General features: G+C 45.2%; 17 protein-coding genes. 9 read left to right on the forward strand and 8 right to left on the reverse strand.

Translation table 11 applies throughout. The annotated features are described in order from the left end of the window. Nucleotides 1–38: 38 nt before the first annotated feature. The 3 genes from ACDJ58_RS08390 to ACDJ58_RS08400 all read right to left on the reverse strand — a co-directional run bounded on the left by ACDJ58_RS08390 (nucleotide 39) and on the right by ACDJ58_RS08400 (nucleotide 1,519). Complete coding sequence (locus ACDJ58_RS08390) at nucleotides 39–335, reverse strand: putative quinol monooxygenase (protein ID WP_053783565.1); 297 nt, start codon at nucleotides 333–335, stop codon at nucleotides 39–41. A gap of 86 nt (nucleotides 336–421) precedes the next feature. Continuing rightward, entirely contained in the window at nucleotides 422–1,072 is a 651-nt protein-coding gene (locus ACDJ58_RS08395; RefSeq protein ID WP_413377043.1) for a nitroreductase family protein, read from the reverse strand. A gap of 27 nt (nucleotides 1,073–1,099) precedes the next feature. Continuing rightward, entirely contained in the window at nucleotides 1,100–1,519 is a 420-nt protein-coding gene (locus ACDJ58_RS08400; protein ID WP_063568299.1) for a MarR family winged helix-turn-helix transcriptional regulator, read from the reverse strand. Between the two features lie 564 nt (nucleotides 1,520–2,083). Between ACDJ58_RS08400 and ACDJ58_RS08405 the strand changes: the two genes are divergently transcribed. The 4 genes from ACDJ58_RS08405 (at nucleotide 2,084) to ACDJ58_RS08420 (ending at nucleotide 6,317) form a co-directional block, all read left to right on the forward strand. Continuing rightward, nucleotides 2,084–2,605 carry a TetR/AcrR family transcriptional regulator gene (locus ACDJ58_RS08405; protein ID WP_413377045.1) on the forward strand — a complete coding sequence of 174 codons (522 nt, stop codon included), beginning with the start codon at nucleotides 2,084–2,086 and terminating at the stop codon, nucleotides 2,603–2,605. Nucleotides 2,606–2,721: 116 nt separating this feature from the next. Continuing rightward, nucleotides 2,722–3,675: an NAD-dependent epimerase/dehydratase family protein gene (locus ACDJ58_RS08410; RefSeq protein WP_413377047.1), complete on the forward strand. Its 954-nt coding sequence runs from the start codon at nucleotides 2,722–2,724 to the stop codon at nucleotides 3,673–3,675. A gap of 597 nt (nucleotides 3,676–4,272) precedes the next feature. Continuing rightward, entirely contained in the window at nucleotides 4,273–5,700 is a 1,428-nt protein-coding gene (locus ACDJ58_RS08415; RefSeq protein WP_413379550.1) for an NAD(P)-binding domain-containing protein, read from the forward strand. Nucleotides 5,701–5,867: 167 nt separating this feature from the next. Further along, nucleotides 5,868–6,317: a hypothetical protein gene (locus ACDJ58_RS08420; protein WP_413377049.1), complete on the forward strand. Its 450-nt coding sequence runs from the start codon at nucleotides 5,868–5,870 to the stop codon at nucleotides 6,315–6,317. 115 nt (nucleotides 6,318–6,432) lie between these two features. On the opposite strand, the gene ACDJ58_RS08425 is transcribed toward ACDJ58_RS08420, so the two are convergent. Next, nucleotides 6,433–7,116, reverse strand: coding sequence for a G1 family glutamic endopeptidase (locus ACDJ58_RS08425; protein ID WP_413377051.1), 684 nt, complete (start codon nucleotides 7,114–7,116; stop codon nucleotides 6,433–6,435). 261 nt (nucleotides 7,117–7,377) lie between these two features. Here ACDJ58_RS08425 and ACDJ58_RS08430 point away from each other — a divergent pair, with 261 nt between their 5' ends. The 4 genes from ACDJ58_RS08430 to ACDJ58_RS08445 all read left to right on the forward strand — a co-directional run bounded on the left by ACDJ58_RS08430 (nucleotide 7,378) and on the right by ACDJ58_RS08445 (nucleotide 12,152). Further along, entirely contained in the window at nucleotides 7,378–8,124 is a 747-nt protein-coding gene (locus ACDJ58_RS08430; protein ID WP_413377053.1) for a DeoR/GlpR family DNA-binding transcription regulator, read from the forward strand. A 2-nt stretch (nucleotides 8,125–8,126) separates the two neighbouring features. After that, complete coding sequence (pfkB, locus tag ACDJ58_RS08435; RefSeq protein WP_413377054.1) at nucleotides 8,127–9,038, forward strand: 1-phosphofructokinase; 912 nt, start codon at nucleotides 8,127–8,129, stop codon at nucleotides 9,036–9,038. 137 nt (nucleotides 9,039–9,175) lie between these two features. Next, nucleotides 9,176–11,170 (forward strand): fructose-specific PTS transporter subunit EIIC, encoded by a 1,995-nt coding sequence (locus tag ACDJ58_RS08440; protein ID WP_413377056.1) that lies wholly within the window; start codon nucleotides 9,176–9,178, stop codon nucleotides 11,168–11,170. A 196-nt stretch (nucleotides 11,171–11,366) separates the two neighbouring features. Beyond that, complete coding sequence (locus ACDJ58_RS08445) at nucleotides 11,367–12,152, forward strand: class I SAM-dependent methyltransferase (RefSeq protein ID WP_413377058.1); 786 nt, start codon at nucleotides 11,367–11,369, stop codon at nucleotides 12,150–12,152. 100 nt (nucleotides 12,153–12,252) lie between these two features. Here the strand turns inward: ACDJ58_RS08445 and ACDJ58_RS08450 are convergent, their stop codons facing one another. From ACDJ58_RS08450 to ACDJ58_RS08460, 3 genes are all read right to left on the reverse strand, one after another. After that, nucleotides 12,253–13,392 (reverse strand): zinc-dependent alcohol dehydrogenase, encoded by a 1,140-nt coding sequence (locus ACDJ58_RS08450; protein WP_413377060.1) that lies wholly within the window; start codon nucleotides 13,390–13,392, stop codon nucleotides 12,253–12,255. Nucleotides 13,393–13,467: 75 nt separating this feature from the next. Continuing rightward, nucleotides 13,468–14,631, reverse strand: coding sequence for an oxalate decarboxylase family bicupin (locus ACDJ58_RS08455; RefSeq protein WP_413377062.1), 1,164 nt, complete (start codon nucleotides 14,629–14,631; stop codon nucleotides 13,468–13,470). 215 nt (nucleotides 14,632–14,846) lie between these two features. Then, entirely contained in the window at nucleotides 14,847–15,731 is an 885-nt protein-coding gene (locus ACDJ58_RS08460) for an SDR family NAD(P)-dependent oxidoreductase (RefSeq protein WP_413377064.1), read from the reverse strand. Nucleotides 15,732–15,936: 205 nt separating this feature from the next. Here ACDJ58_RS08460 and ACDJ58_RS08465 point away from each other — a divergent pair, with 205 nt between their 5' ends. Beyond that, nucleotides 15,937–16,374: a MerR family transcriptional regulator gene (locus ACDJ58_RS08465; protein ID WP_413377066.1), complete on the forward strand. Its 438-nt coding sequence runs from the start codon at nucleotides 15,937–15,939 to the stop codon at nucleotides 16,372–16,374. Nucleotides 16,375–16,436: 62 nt separating this feature from the next. On the opposite strand, the gene ACDJ58_RS08470 is transcribed toward ACDJ58_RS08465, so the two are convergent. Next, nucleotides 16,437–17,372, reverse strand: coding sequence for an AraC family transcriptional regulator N-terminal domain-containing protein (locus tag ACDJ58_RS08470; protein WP_413377068.1), 936 nt, complete (start codon nucleotides 17,370–17,372; stop codon nucleotides 16,437–16,439). Nucleotides 17,373–17,427: the final 55 nt, after the last annotated feature.

The following is a 17,427-nucleotide window of genomic DNA, read 5'->3' on the forward strand; positions in this document are numbered from 1 at the left end:
CGTCGGTCTGCTTAATTAATTAATGTAAGGCTCATATGTTAGCGTTTAACCGCTTCTCCAGCGAATACTTCAACGTTCATTGGAGCGGCCATGAATGCTGCTGCTTGTTGAACGAAAGCCTGGAAATGGGCGCTTGCATTATGGGAAGCTGTAGCGGCTTCGTCTTTCCACAGCTCAATCATCGTGTAATGATGTTCGCGCTCAGTACTTTTAGCGAGATCATAGCTGATGTTGCCTTCTTCATTACGTGTTGCAGGGATTAGCACTTTTGTCGCTTCCAAAAAAGCTTGTTCCTGGTCTGGTTTAACTTGCAAGTGAGCGTGAATGATAATCATAATATTCAACCTCCATTAGTGTATTTAGAATGTTGTTATTGTTTGAAATGTAAATGGTGCTGGAGCACGTAAAACATTGACTGATATTATGCCCAAGTCGTAATTTTCTCAACAGGCAGACGGTAGGAAGGGTGACCTTCTTTGGCCGATTTACCGATCGAGATCAGCATAACAGGTTGGTAACGATCTTTATCCATACCGAATGCTTCAGCAATTTGATCTTTCTCATAACCGCCGATTGGGTTGGTATCATAACCATGAGCACGTGCAGCGAGCATCAATTGCATGGAAGCCAGACCCGCGTCAATCAGATTGACATCGCGAAGAGCGGAAGCGGGCATATTTTCATAATAAGGCATTACAGTTTTGAGCTGCATTTCCTTGACTTCCTGTGGCATATAACCGAGCTCGACAGCTTTACCAAAAATTTCGTCCATGTACTCGACATTGTTCATATCAATAAATACACCAACTACTGCTGCGGAAGTCAAAACCTGATTTTGGTTGAATTTCGCGAGAGGAGCAAGCTTTTCTTTGCCTTCAGCCGTATCTACAACGAGAAAACGCCAAGGCTGCAAATTGATGGAAGATGGGGCACGAGAAGCTTCTGCCAGAATTTCTGTCATTTCTTCACGGCTGATTTTGACTTCAGGATCGTATAGTTTTACAGACCGGCGGCCGTAAGTAATTTCGTTAAAATCATTTGTCTTTTGAAAAGTGCTTTGGAATGTACTCATGTATGGTTCTCTCCTCTATATATGGGTTTAGAAATTGTTTTGCATTCGTTCCAGGAAATCAGCAAGCAGATGAACTTCTTCTTCACTAAAATCCTGTAGAATCTGATTGATAAAATTGGTTTTCTCAACTTTATAACCTTCGATTTGCTTCCGTCCTTCATCCGTAAGGCGGACAAAGGTAACGCGGTTGTCTTCCGGATTTTTACGTCTGGTGACCATCGAATCGGCTTCAAGCTGCTTCAGATGGCGAGTGATCGCCGCACTGTCGATATTAATGATTTTCTGCAACATGGACTGATTAATCTCGTCCACCTGATCCAATTCATGCAAAATCTCAAAGCGTGATGAGCTGATGCCCGTACAGCGTTCGAACTTGGGGCTGATCTTGTTACCCAGCCCGTTAAGCAGATTGATGATCTGCTCCTCTTTGGAAAAAACACGTGTCATGACTAGACCTCCCGGGTGAATCTCGACCATGACAACGGCTTATGTGAAAAAAATACATAAAGTTGCCATTATACAATGCCATTGCTTAGCTAGTGAAATCTGCTAAGTTAATCTTTGACGTATCAATATTTGATGCATCAATCATTGATGGCTCAATTAATATATCATGGGTGTTTTGATTTTGCAACAGGGTAGTCATGAGAAGATAAATCCATCTATTCCAAAGCGATAGTCTCCTTAATTCCGTAGGTGTAGGTTATCCATTCAAGTAACTTTATATCGATTTATATTGTGATTGAGAATAATTATCAACTATAATGAAAGGTAATGTACCTATGTATGAAATTGTGGTCACAGAGATGTTTAGACAAAAGAGCTTTTAAGCAGTGCTTAGATTGGAGGATGCATGCAAATTCCTGCCGGACGATAACAGCATGTTGGAGGCGCGAGTCGGTTCGGTTTATCCTGGATCGGAGTGATGAGTCTCTTTGCAATGCACTAGACTTTCCTATATACTTCAAGCTATTGATCAATTAATTACTAAGGAATGGAGATGTGATTATCATGGGTAAAAATGCAGCGGTATCGGTTAATCGACGCAGTGATATCATATCCGCAGCGATTGAGGTGTTTGCTGAAATCGGCTATTTCCGGGCGACCACAGCTCAGGTAGCAGAAAGAGCCAAAATTTCGCAACCGTATATCTTTCGTTTTTTTAAAACCAAAGAAGCTTTGCTGTTAACAGCACTGGAGGTATCCTGGACACGAGTGATTGATTCATTCCGAGCGGTGGTGGAGACAGCTACTCCAGATCAGTTGGAGAACGAGTTAACTGAAGCCTATGAAGAGATTCTTAAGTCTCACAAGAACGAAATTTTGCTGCAAATGCAGGCGCAGACGGTTCAGGAGGAAGTCATCCGTCAAGCAATGCAAAAAGGATTCGCAGAGGTGCGAGACATGGTATTGGAAGCTTTCACAGCGGCAGGCAGTGCCAATCCACAGCAAAGAACGTTAATATTCCTGGCAATCGGCATGTTATGTAATGTATCGACCGCACTGGATATGCCAGAGCTTAAGGAGAGATAGAAAGGGAAAAGTCCCTTTTTGTATTTCAGTTATTGATCAATCACTAAATTTGCGTTATATTGTGTTTAAGTAAGTAATTGATCAATAACTAATTGAAAGAAAGAGGTTGAGATGAAATGAAAAAAGCAATCGTAGTTGGGGCAACAGGTGGAACGGGCGCAGCGATTACAGAGGAATTGATTAAACGTGGCATTTCTACAATCATTTTTGGCCGCTCACGTCAAAAACTGGAGCAACTTGCGGTAAAGCTGGGATCTCCTGATTACCTTCAGATCGCTGTGGGAGATGCGTTCCGACCTGATGATATTGTAGCTGCTTCACTAGGAGCTGATGTAATGTTTCACTGTGCGAATGTACCTTATAACGAAATGGAGGGCAAGCTGATCCCTCTGGGTGAATCCGTTATGGAGGCGGCAGAACAACTGGGCCTGAAGGTGGTCGTCATTGACGGGATTTATCCTTATGGCAGAAGACAAATGAAAGAAGTGACTGAAGAGCATCCAAAGCAGCCGCATACTCGAAAAGGTAAAACTCGGCTTGCCTTTGAGCAGATGTTATTTAGCAGCAAATGGCGCAAAGCGCAAGTGATGATTGTTCGCTTGCCTGATTATTATGGCCCTACTGCCAATCAGGCTTCATACCTGGGGTCTACACTTGAAGCAATAGCGGAAGGGAAAATGACTTTTTTTATCGGAACTATGAAAATGCCACGAGAATATATCTATTTGCCAGATGCAGCGGTCATGGTTGTGGAGTTGGCGAGCAGAGATGATGCCTATCGGCAGAACTGGAATATCCCTGGTGCTGGCGTAATATCGGGTAAGGAAATCGTACGTATTGCACAACAGGCGGCGGGTAGAGCGAAACCGGTGATAGCCCTCGGCAAAACAGGACTTTCGCTGCTTGGATTAGCCGTACCGGTAATGAAAGAAGTTGTTGAAATGTTATATTTGACAGAAGAACCGCTGGTGTTGAGTAAAAAGAAATACGAGGACAGCATTGGGCCGGTGAAGATGACTTCTTTTGAAGAAGGGATTGCACAGACGATAAGTGAGCTGAAAAAGAAATAAATGTGTTATGTTGACTTGTAATTGATCAATCAATAATTAGAATGAGTTAAGACTCGGTTAATGCTTACGACCTAAACCAAAATGATGAATGCTGATATGACTTCATTAATGGGCGGTGCACAAAACATGTCCTAGACATAGAGTGTAGCATTGCAAAAGCGGAAAATGTCCTCTATACGAATTGACGTGAGCTAATTAATTAGCACTTCATCTATTTGAAATAAGACAACACGAAAACAGATCAGGTTGGATCTATCGTTAATATCCAACCTGATCTGTCTTTTACATACAGGACAAAGTCGTTATAAATTTGGTTTCGTTATAGTTAACAAGCATGTTAGATATTTTTAGGTCTGATGACAAGAAATCTGTCGTGATATTCAAAAAAATGGCCCCAACTCATATAATAACGCTAATCCTAATGAAAATGATGTAAGAGATTGAGACGGAATCGTCGTCCTTATCCATATGATAAAGGAATTAGGCTGCTTTGGACTTACAAAATATCCATCAACAAAACAAATTATTACACCAACATAACATTAAACGAGCGGTTCGTAGAAGTATACGAGTGGACGTTGAAAGGGTTGAGGAATGATGAGCCTTGAAACATTAAACCAACGAGTACAAGATGATCTGGCTTATCTCGCATATGGAGGTGCGGATTGGATTCGCCCCCGGGAACTTGACGAAGGCCATATCTATGATGTCGTTATTGTAGGTGGTGGGCAGAGCGGTTTGGGGGCTGCTTTTGGATTTCTGCGTGAGCGGATATCCAACATTCTCGTCATTGATGAAAATGCCGCTGGGTTGGAGGGACCTTGGGAAACTTATGCGCGTATGGTCACGTTACGTACACCAAAACATCTGACTTCCATTGATCTCGGTGTTCCTTCGCTGACGTTTCGAGCATGGTGGGAGGCGCAAGCAGGTCCTTCGGGATGGGATGAAGTTGATAAAATTCCGCGCAATGAATGGATGAACTATCTGCGCTGGTACAGGCAAGTGCTTAATCTGCCTGTCATAAATGAAGTCAAACTGAGACTGATTGAACCTGCAGATGAAGGCATACACCGACTGCACATTACAGGTGCAGGGGCTCCAAGTAATATATTGCTGGCACGGAAGGTTGTCTTGGCTACGGGCATCCAGGGTGGCGGGGAGTGGCATGTACCACCCCTGATCGCTGAGAAAGTACCTAGACATTTGTACGCTCATACATCAGAACTGATTGATTTTGAACGGTTACAAGGAAAAAGGATTGCCATACTTGGCGGCGGGGCTTCTGCCTTTGATAATGCCAATTTTGCACTAGCCACAGGTGTGGCTGAGGCTCACGTATTTGTGCGGAGGGAACAATTGCCGAGCATTAACCCGATTCGTCAGATGGAACAATCCGGTATGATCGAAAGATTTCACGTTTTGTCGGACGAGGATAAGTATGCGACCATTTCCCATTTTTTCAAATACAATCAGCCGCCAACCAACGATACCTTCAACCGGGCCGCTGCATGGCCAGGCTTCCAATTACATCTTCATGCGCCTTGGCTGGATATACAGATGAAGGATGGGAAAGCGGTAGTGACTACGCCACAGGGCCAGCACTCTTTTGATTTTCTGGTCATAAGTACGGGTATGGTGAGTGATCCGTCACTGCGTCCCGAGCTCAGAATGGTGGAGGCATACATTGCACGATGGGCAGACCGTTTTCAAGCTCCGACGGAACAAAGGAATGCACTGCTTGACGCACATCCCTACCTTAGTCCCGGTTTTGCAATGACCAGCAGAGATGGGGATGGGGAGGATAAGCTACGTGGGTTGTTTGTCTTTAACTACTCTGCACTTGCAAGTTGCGGCCTCTCCGCCTCGGCAATATCGGGGACACGGAATGCTGTGCCGAAATTGGTTTCAGCTGTAGCCGATCAGCTTTTCCTGGATGACCGTGAACAGATCTTGGAGCAATTTTTTAAGTATAACGAACAGGAATTCACCGCGAGTTGGGTGAAAAGTGAAGTTGGAATCTGAGTATTCAAAATGACCGTACAGCAGGGTAAGATGCTGTACGGTTTTCCTTTTCCTAAAGTTACATTTACGGGGGCTTATATAATGCTGTAAAATATCGAATTATACAGCGTTAAGGCAGGCGATATATTATTGTGAGAATTATGGATTATGAGGGGTTCAGAACCCATTTGAAGAAAGCGTCACGCAAACGAAACGAACCCTTGATCAAAATTGTGGCTTTTCAGGAAAAGTATATGAAGATTGATGAGATCCAATATTATGATGTAGAGCAGAACTATATGAGTGTTCAGGCGTGTAATACGCTGTGGATGAACTTGAAAGATAAATCGTTCCGCAATCTAGTGTCCCATGATCTGAAGTTTTTCCAAACCATGGACAACCTCGGACGTCATTCATTGGAGAATCTAATTAAAGAACTGTACGAGATGGCTGTTCCGATCCTGCTGGATTACGATCCAAGTGATTATTATAGTGTGCAGCAGTTGTCCGAAATTCTGGTACTGGATGAGATGAAGCTAATTGAGAAATTGGAGATGGGGCGTTTCAAGGGTGCATTTATTAATGAAGAAGGAAATTGGGTAAAACCCAAGCCAGACAGGGTTGAGCTATTCCTATAAATGAAAAAAGAGACTCGTGTCAATTCCATAATGACCGAATATCCATTCTGCAATGGTACGCCGAATACGGCACATTGCAGTTTTTTTCATTAATGAATCTGTCAACGAAGGAGGCTCAGTCGTTTCTTTTCACCACGAAAGAGTCTCCTCGTGGTGCCGGTGCTCCTGGAATGGAAACAACCTGTTTTTGTTGAATCATGATGCCTTTCTCTTTGGCGACGAAGCCGGGGGAGCGACCGTTCAGGCGACAACATGTGAAGGTGACTGGCGTGATTTTTGCCATCCGGGAGATGGCGCTTCCCACAGAGGGAGCTTCAACAATCCACTCCGCGGATGATTGCTGGCCTGTATATTGCTGGACGGTGCGGAAAGTCCAATTTTGGGTCAGGTTATGAAGTGTGATACACCAGCGAGTTCGATTGATTCTGTAAATGGCCGCTCTCATCCGATCTCCCGGTGATACAGGAAAAGGGATGACCGTTTCAACGTCCGGAAGAATTTCCCACCAGGCATAATAACTAGCTTGGCCGTTAACCCAATCATGGCCTGTTCCAGTCTGAATGAGATTGGAATTCTCGTATCCATCAATCCCGATCCAGGCTGAGGAGTATGAGGACTTGGACGATGGTAAAACAAAAGGCACGTTCCATTCAGCCGAGATACGTCTGAATTCAGCTTTGTCTCCCGCTCTTGCATAACCGCTCCAGTTGGAGGAAATCCATCCGAAGCGTAGTGAAGAATTTGTTTTGCCTGTATGAGGAATACAGGGTTTTCGGCGTTTGTTTCGATTATTCGCCATAAGGCCACCTCCCATGTGAAAATAGAGAAGAAATTATTCGTTCGATATTATCAAATGCATGGAAGACGAAAGAGGACATGGACAATCTGAAAAGAAATAAGTATTGAACGATTTTGAACGATATTCATGATTGAATGCGATTTTTGATGTCTATGAAATGTCGAATGTTGATGGTTTTTGAATGTTTTTAAATTAATTTGAATGAAAATGATTGTTTTTTACGGATTTTATGTTACTATAAAAGCAGTTGGAGGAATGAAAATGCTAACTGAAGAACGATATGCTGCAATTATAGAGCGCTTACACGAAAGAGGTATTGTGAAACTGCAAGAGCTCGTCGATGTGCTTGGTGCTTCTGAATCAACGATACGTCGCGATTTAATTGATCTGGAGAGCCGTCAGATGCTCAAACGCATACATGGTGGTGCAGCTCTAGTGAATGAAAAGACGCCAGAACCAGGTATGGAAGAAAAAACGTTCAAAAACATTCAACAAAAAACGGCGATTGCTCGTTTAGCTGCGCAGGAGATCAATAATGGTGAATGTATCTATCTGGATGCGGGGACGACGACATTAGCCATGATTCCCTATATTGAAGCCAAGGACGTTACGGTAGTGACGAATGGACTTTCTCATGTAGAAGCGCTGGTAAGTAAACGAATACGCAGCTATCTGCTTGGCGGAATGATGAAAATTCACACCAAAGCCGTTATTGGCAGTATCGCATTACAGAACATGGACAACTTCCGTTTTGATAAATGTTTTATCGGAACCAACGGAGTGGATGCCGAAATGGGGTATACAACTCCTGATCCAGAGGAAGCCTTGATTAAAAGGCGTGCACATCAATTGTCCGGGAGATCTTACGTGCTGGCTGATTCCAGCAAAATTGGGGAAATTACTTTTGCCAAACTGTTTGACCTTGAGGAGGCAGACTTGATCACAGAACGTATGCCGGAACACTGGCGCTCTGTAATCGCCCAGAAAACTAAAATAATTGAGGGATAGCCATGATATATACCGTAACACTTAATCCTTCCATTGATTACATCGTGGAAGTGGATGATCTGAAGCTTGGTGATTTGAATCGTATGAATCGGGACCTGAAACTTCCTGGAGGCAAAGGCATTAACGTATCGCGAGTGCTAAATCAACTGGGAGCCGAAAACACCGCACTCGGATTTCTGGGAGGGTTCACAGGTCGTTTCATTAATGACAAATTGCAGGAAGATGAGATCCTGACGGACTTCGTTACCATTGCAGATGATACCCGAATTAACATTAAGCTTAAGCATGGAGAAGAGACAGAGATTAACGGATTGGGACCAGCCATTCGTCCAGAGGAAGCAGCGGGGTTGCTTAACAAGTTATCCGCATTGCAAAAAGGAGATATCGTCATTCTTTCGGGAAGTGTACCACCTTCACTGGGAGCTGATTTCTACGATCGTCTGATCAATGTGTGCAAACAAACGAGTGCCGAATTTGTAATCGATACGACAGGACCCGCCTTAATGGATGCTCTGGTGTATGAACCGCTGCTGGTGAAGCCGAACCATCATGAACTGGCTGAACTTTTCGGAGTAACCATCAACACTCAAGAGGAACTGGTGACCTATGGTCGCAAGCTTTTGGAAGCAGGTGCCAAGCATGTGTTAATCTCCATGGCAGGAGAAGGTGCGCTGTTGATTACCAAAACAGATGTCTACCATGCGAGCGTGCCAAAAGGAATCGTCAAGAACTCGGTTGGTGCTGGAGATTCCATGATCGGTGGATTCGTAGGGACATTTGGATTAAACGAAGACCTGCTTGAAGCGTTCCGAACGGGGGTTGCTTCGGGTAGTGCAACGGCTTTCTCGGATGACCTGGCTACTCGGGAACTCATTGAAGAGCTGCGTACTCAAGTCACCATAACCCAAATATAGTCCGTACAAAATGAATGGAATGCATGCCCCTTTTATAGAAGAGGGGATTCAGTTAATCGCATATAACAGCGTAAGAAGTACAATTATGAGTCGGTCTGCATCACACAGGCCGACTGAATTTAAGGGAGTGTACCATAATGAGAATAACAGACCTGATGATCCAGGAAACGATGATCATGGACCTGCAAGCCACAACGAAAGAAGAGGCTATTGATGAACTCATTGCAAGTTTAAACCGGAGCGGACGTATTAATGACCCGGTGCTGTTTAAGGAAATGATTTATAAACGCGAAGCTGAATCGAGCACGGGGATCGGTGGCGGTATTGCCATGCCTCATGCCAAGACAACAGCAGTCAATGAACCTACAGTTGTATTCGCAAAAAGTCGAAAAGGACTTGATTTTGAAGCGCTTGATGATGAACTGGCTCATATATTCTTCATGATTGCAGCTCCAGAAGGGGCGGCCAATACACATCTACGTACGCTTGCGGCTCTTTCCAGGCTGTTGATTGATAGCGATTTCATCTCGCAGCTGATGAGCACGGACACTCCTGAAGAAGTGACTGCATTATTCGATGCCAAACAGGCGGAGGAAGCGGAGAAAAAAGCTGCCAAAGAAAAAGCCGAAGCGGAGAAAGCAGCAAATGCTGCAAATGGAACAAACGCTGTATCTGGCTCGGGCAATGCGAATGGACAGAAGCAGAATACATCAGGCCTTATTGTTGGCGATGCGGCATCTGAAGATTTTGTCGTTGCAGTAACAGCATGCCCAACAGGTATTGCTCACACGTTCATGGCTGAAGACGCTCTCAAAAAGAAAGCACAGGAAATGGGCATTAATATCCGAGTGGAAACCAATGGTTCCGAAGGTGCACAGAACGTACTGACAGCTGATGAAATAGCGCGTGCCAAAGGGGTTATTATTGCGGCGGATAAAAATGTGGAGATGGCCCGCTTTGATGGCAAACCGGTATTGCAAAGACCCGTAAGCGATGGCATTCGCAAATCCGAAGAACTGATTCGCAAGGCAGTTAACGGGGACGCTCCGATCTACCGAAGCCAGGGCGGTAACGGTGGTAAAAGTGAAGGTGAAAGCCAAGGCAAAGTGAGCATGGGCAGCAAGATTTATAAAGATTTGATGAATGGGATCTCGCATATGCTTCCATTTGTCGTGGGTGGCGGGATTTTGCTCGCCATATCCTTCTTGTTTGAACAAATTGCGAGTCCGGAAAATCCTATTGTGCAACTGTTGCAAACCATTGGTGGCGGGACCGGTGCGTTTCACTTCCTGATTCCTGTCCTAGCCGGATTTATTGCGATGAGTATTGGTGATCGTCCTGCCCTGATGCCTGGTATGGTCGGTGGATTGATGGCCGTGAATTCAAACGCCGGTTTCCTTGGTGGTCTCGCTGCCGGTTTCCTGGCAGGTTACGTTGTAATTGGTCTGCGCAAACTGTTTAAAGGACTACCTAAAGCAATTGATGGATTGAAACCAATCCTGCTATATCCTGTATTCGGATTGCTTATCGTGGGTGCAATAAGTTTCTATGTCTTCGATCCAATCTTCGGTTCCCTTAACACATGGCTTGTAGATGCACTTGGCAATCTGGGTACCGGAAATGCTGTATTGCTTGGCTTGCTGCTTGGCGGCATGATGTCCATCGATATGGGTGGACCATTTAACAAAGCGGCCTATACGTTTGCTATCGGTGTATTCACATCTAGCGGCAATACAGATGGCGCTTGGATGGCAGCTGTTATGGCAGGCGGGATGGTACCGCCGCTGGCGATTGCACTGGCAACAACGTTCTTCAAATCCAAATTTACGGAGCAAGAACGCAAATCAGGTTTGACGAATTACGTGCTCGGGTTTTCCTTCATCACAGAAGGTGCCATTCCATTTGCTGCGGCTGACCCGCTGCGTGTTCTGACATCCTGTATTCTCGGTTCTGCTGTTGCAGGTGGACTGACTCAACTGTGGAGTATTAACGTACCTGCTCCGCATGGCGGAATCTTCGTTGCGGCACTGGCGAATCACGCATTACTCTTCCTGCTTGCTGTAGCAATCGGTGCAGTGATCTCCGGTCTGATCCTCGGACTGTGGAAGAAATCGCCGACCGTTGTGAAATAAGTCAAAGGATTAAGTTTTCCTAGAAGATATAAACAAGCTCTATCCCATAGTTTTTTTAAAATAAAATGGCATCTTCTGAGTGAAATTCACTGAGGAGATGCTTTTTTATTTCGCTGCAGGTTATTCTGTGATAAGATAAATAGTATCAAATTAATGAAACCAAGTTTCATCTAATGAAACTATAGGAGGGGACAACATGTCTAATGATCAGATTAAAGGACAGGTGCGCAAACAATTTGCTAAAAATGCAGAGAAATATGTGACTAGTGTCGGTCATGCCAAAGGTGATGATCTGGCATTGCTTGTGGCTTCATCTCAAGCGAGCTCGGATATGAAGGTGCTGGATATTGCCACTGGGGGAGGACATGTTGCCAATGCATTAGCTCCACTTGTGGAGCAGGTTATCGCATTGGATTTAACGGATGAGATGTTACAAGTGGCTGAACGCTTTATCCGGGGAAACGGGCACCAGAATGTGGATTTTGTTGCAGGAGATGCTGAACACATCCCTTTCGAGGATGATTTCTTTGACCTTGTGACCTGTCGCATTGCTGCACACCATTTTCCAGACGTACCTTCCTTTGTATCAGAGGCGCTTCGAGTACTGAAACCTGGTGGCAGACTGTTATTAATTGATAATGTGGCACCTGAACGTGATGAGAACGACCAATTTTACAATGAAATCGAGAAGTGGCGTGATGGAAGTCATGTTCGGGCATGGCGTAAGACGGAATGGATTCGGATGTTGGAGCTTGCCGGATTTCGAATGGAAACGATGGTTTCCTATGAGAAACACTTTATATTTGAAGACTGGTGCAACAGAGCTGGACTTCCGGAGCCGGAGAGCAGAGAGCTTGAAGCAAGCATGCTGAGCGCGCCATCTGTGATTAAGAAGTATTTCAATTTTGAAGTGACGCAACCTGGCAGACTCGTTAGCTTCAAAGGAGAGAGTGTATATATTCAGGCGGTGAAAACGAAATAGGATTCGCGCTCTTAGATTGATCCGTTGAAGTGGGTAAAATCAAAATAAAAAAGCAGAGTACCCGTGTAAGGGACTTCTGCTTTTTTTGATCGTCACACAATCAAGGCTTCAGTATAACTTTGGTACATTCGTCTTCGTGTTCGTAGAAAATCCGGTAAGCTTCCTTCGCATTCTCCAGCGCAATACGGTGGGAGATGATCTCGGTAGGGTCGAATTCGCCAGCCGTGATTTTGCGGAAAAGCTCCGGCATATAGTGAATGACAGGGGCTTGTCCCATTCTCAGGTTAATGTTTCGTTCAAACAGATTGCCTAGGGGGAACATGTTATAGGTCGAGCCATAAACACCCGTCAGTTGCATCGTCCCGAATTTGCGCACAGCCTTGATACCGATCTCAATTGCACTTAATGTACCGCCTTGAATTTTCAGCTTCTGTCCAATTTCCTCCAAAGTGGATTTCTTGCCATCCATGCCTACGCAGTCGATGACAACATCCGCTCCGCCTCGGGTTATTTCGCGAATATGTTCACCCATATCATCGTAATCTTCAAAATTAAATACTTCGGAATCATTCATTCGTTTGGCTTTGTCCAGTCGATATGGCAGGCGATCCACAGCAATGACTCGTTTGGCACCTTTCATCCAGGCGAATTTTTGTGCCATCAGGCCAATCGGCCCGCTGCCGAGCACAGTTACAGTGTCTCCCGGCTTCACCCCGGCGTTCTCCACACTCCAGTACGCAGTAGGAAGCACATCGGACAGGAATAACAGAGCTTCATCCTCCAGCTCACATGATTCGGGAATCACAAAGGGCATGAAATTCCCATAAGGAACACGCAAAAATTCTGCCTGACCGCCCGGATAATTTCCGTACCGTTCCGTGAAGCCAAAATAACCACCAGTATGAATCTCTGGATTACGGTTTGAGTTATCGCACTGGCTCTCCATGTCGTGATTGCAATAAAAGCATTCGCCGCAGGAGATGTTAAAAGGCAACACCACACGATCTCCTTTTTTTACTCGCGTCACTTCAGGTCCCACTTCCTCAACAATGCCCATCGGCTCATGGCCAATGACATAATCTTTCTGGGCTGGTAGGGCTCCTTGATATATATGAAGATCTGATCCACATATGGCTGTAGAAGTAATACGCACAATGATGTCATCCTTTTGCTGCAATTTCGGGTCTTCAACCTCTTTTACTTGAATATCCTTGGTTCCTTGAAAAGTAACGGCTTTCATCTTTATATTCCTCCTTCATATTAGGATTATTTAACTTTTACCCGATTTTCCTCTATTTGATAGAGATATAGCCCACTAAACAACAGGCCATTTTTCTTTACGCAGTGCATGAAGCAGTTCAGGGGAAGCGTTCAGGTTGTCATGTACAAGTTCTTCCGGGGTTAATGCCATCCATTGATTTAGGGAGATATCCTCAAAGCGATCACTTCTAAACATCTCCAAAAACCATAACGTGTCGGTGCCCGTATTCTGAATATAATGCCCCATGGCTACAGGTACGTATCCAACATCTCCAGCCCGATAATCGAATGTGCGTGCAATGCCATTCCCTCCAAAAACCGTCATCCGTCCTTGCCCTGTCAAATAGTATTGCCATTCATCCGCGTTGGGATGCCAGTGAAGTTCGCGCATGCCTCCAGGCTTGATTTCCACGAGTGCTGCGGCAACGGTTGTGGAGATCGGAAAGTTGGTGGAGTCCACAATGCGTACACTGCCTCCCGGTGTAATGATCGGTTTCTGGGCTAACAGCCGATGTTTAAAGGAGAGCGGAACCGTGCCATAGGGGGACTGCACTTCCTGGCTTGCGAGGGAACCCGGGACCTGATCCTGAAAAATGTAAACTTGTTCTGTTGGCATGGATTGGAACGCGGATTCCGGTATGCCAAAATTGACGGATAACACTTCAGGTGGCGTATGCGCAAACCAATCAGAGATGGATAATGTATTCAGATCGGAGAAGGACCCGTCATCAAATACAAGCAAAAACTCACACCCATCGGCCAGGCCCTGAATGGAATGGGGCAGACCTTTTGGGAAGAACCACAGATCTCCCGGCCCTACATCTGCAATAAAATTACGACCTTGCTGATCCACGGACGTAATTCGTGCCGTACCCCAGATCATATACGCCCATTCCGATTGCTGGTGCCAGTGCAACTCCCGTACACCTCCAGGTGTAAGACTCATATTCACACCAGCCAGTGTCGTAGCGATGGGCAGATCCCGTACCGTAATTTCGCGGGACCATCCGCCATGGTTCAACTGCATATGTGTATCGGAAAAAGACATTCTCAAGTTGGGTAATAAGCCGTTGTCGGTTACCGGAGGAACCAGCATATCCGGATTTTGTAGATCTCTCATCACATCCCGAGGTCCCAGATCGGGTCCTCCGGCACCGTCTTTTCGTATCGGCTGCGGTATAATTAATGGCTTGCCATTGTTGTTGTTTTCATTTTTCATATCCAGATTCCTCCAGTTCATCACTTCATCCCATGATAGATGTCGTTATAGAGAAGATTATGAACCAGAGCCTGGCAATTATGAGGGACGGGGAATTTATATCCAAAAGTCCGCTCCTGAAGGGAAAGTACGGATTAAAAACAATCCAAAGGAACAACAAAAAGACGTAACCGATACGCTCGGTCCCGTCTTTTTGGATGAGTACAGAAGAAAGCTCAGACACTTTTTTTGCTTACTGGGTCGGTCTTGGAGTCAAACTGCAAAAATTCAAGCTCATAAATTTCATGTACTCTGTTCAGAATGGCTGAGCCTTGCTCCGTAAACCGGAGATTAGTGGGTTTGTTTTTCATCAGGAACGTACCGGATGTAAGACTGGTTTGCGCAATGGCAGCGTTATAAAGCAGAGAAGCTCCGTGACTTGGATGTGGGAAGAACAGCTTCATGATTGGTTTGATATAAAAGGGCAGTCCGGATGTTTTATTACCTCTGAGTGTATTGTTGCCTCCGGGGTCCACGCTGAGTAACCGAATTCCTTTAGCCGCAGGGGTAGAAGCAGCTTCGCGTGTCCATAAAGACAGTGCGAGCTTCGAAGTCGCATAAGGACCGAACAGCTTTTTGAACTCGGCTGGATGTTCCAGGATGTCCATATTAAACTGTTTGACCATATTGAACGCACTGGTGGATGTATTAATAACGGTTTTCAAGGTGCTTTTGTGAAGAAGATCCTGTAGTTCCACGTAAATGATGTACGGCACCACGGTCTGTAATTCAAAGTGCATTTCATGCCCTTGATCCGACAAACGAAGATCGTAACCGCTGCCCCCGGCATTATTAAACAACACATCGATGGTATCCGTTTCGGATTTAATCTGATTCAGCGCTTTTCTTAGACTGTCGTACTGGGTAAGATTAGCCTGAACCCAACGCAGTTGGCCGGAGCGCAATCCGTCCTGAATATCACTGTCTTCCTTTGGAAAAGCGGAACGGTTAAGGCCGATAACTTGCCAGCCTTCGGCTAACAAGGTGCGGGTTAGTTCAAGACCGATTCCCGAAGTTGAACCTGTAATTAAGGCTGTACGAAGTGTATGGTTTGAATTCATATAAATACCTCCTGAGTGAATGGGATGACAGAGCCAATCTGTCTAATGCGCTCATTCTATAATTTGGAGTCGACTCCAAGTCAAGCGTAATGTTGGTTTATATTTTAATTTTTAGTAAGTGGAGTGTTTGAACTCATAACAAACTTGACTTGGAGCTGACTCCAAGTTGTAAGATAGAGATCAATAGAGGCGGAGGAGGTCGACGATGATGAATGATGCTGAAGTGTTCTCCATTAAAGAGACGTCAGAACAGGCCGGATTATCGGAAGATACCATTCGTTATTATGAGAAGATTGGACTTCTTCCCCGGGCTGAACGCAAGGCCAATCGCCATCGGGTATACCGTCCAGAGGATATTCAGACGATGAAGCTTATTACTTGTCTGAAAAAAACAGGCATGTCTCTGGAGGAGATGAAGCCTTATTTACAGATGTCGATGGATTCGGACCTGGAAGATTTCCCGGATGAGCGTGAAATGCTGTTAAACCATCGGAAGAAGATCGAAGCGCAGATTGCATCCTTGCAGCAGATCGTCGATTTTATTGATGAGAAGATGGAGAAACGAAGCATGTTTCCGGATGAGTGCCCGATTACCGGGGAGAATCAAATGTCTGTATTTGAAAAGAAGAACATCTTCTCCTGAGCGCTGCAAGCTCAGCGGAACCAAAAAACCACGTCATTATGAAGTGGTTTTTTTGCTTATATTTAGCAGTCAATATGGAGTGTATGGCGAAGGCGATTGATATCACTTTTGGGAGGAAGGCCATACATGCGGGCGTACTCCCGACTGAATTGGGAAGGACTCTCGTACCCAACCTGGAATGCAGCATCAGCTGCATCGTTTGAACCTGCAAGCAGCATTCGCCGGGCCTCCTGCAATCGAATCTGTTTTTGATATTGCAGTGGGCTCATGGCGGTAATGGCTTTGAAATGATAATGCAATGAGGACGTACTCATGTTAATCATGGAAGCCAATTGCTCGATTCGCAGTGGATGAGCGAATTCTGATTGGATCACTTCAATGACTTGAGCGATGTGCTGTGCATGACTGTTCTGGACTGCAAACTGCCTGATGGAATGTCCGTGTTCATCCTGAATCAGGCGATATAGAATCTCGCGAGTCATAAGCGGTGCAAGTACAGGAATGTCTTCAGGTGTATCCAGCAATCTGACCAATCGGATTACGGCTTCCAGAAGCGGAGGTTTGGTTGAGCTTACAAACAACCCACGACGTGTTGATTTGTCGGGTTTGGTTTGTACGGTAGGAGAATCCTGAATAAGATCAAAAATCTGCCCTGAATCAAAATCAAGTCGCAAGCAGAGATAGGGATGTTCTGTCGTAGCCTGTACAACTTGCCCTGAAATAGGCAAGTTTATGGAAGCAACCAAATACTGTGAAGAGTCATAGGTGTAGCTCTCCTGTCCGAGAATAACCAGTTTGGACCCTTGGGCCACAATGCACAGGGCGGGTTCGTGCACGGCATGAATGGGCTCTGAAACCTGGGAAGCACGGATCAAAGCAAGCGAAGGAATTGCTGTTAGGTGAACCCCGTCTTCGTGGGTAAAACGCTCGATTAAGCGGGCCAATTCCTGCTGCTGCTGTTGAATAATAGCTGTATCTGGTTCCATTTTTGAAAGCATGGATTGCAGGCCCTCCTTTCCTCGTGCTCGTTTAACTATTTTAGAATGTGCTGGA

It is taken from the genome of Paenibacillus taichungensis, assembly GCF_047302525.1.
GTDB lineage: Bacteria > Bacillota > Bacilli > Paenibacillales > Paenibacillaceae > Paenibacillus > Paenibacillus taichungensis_B.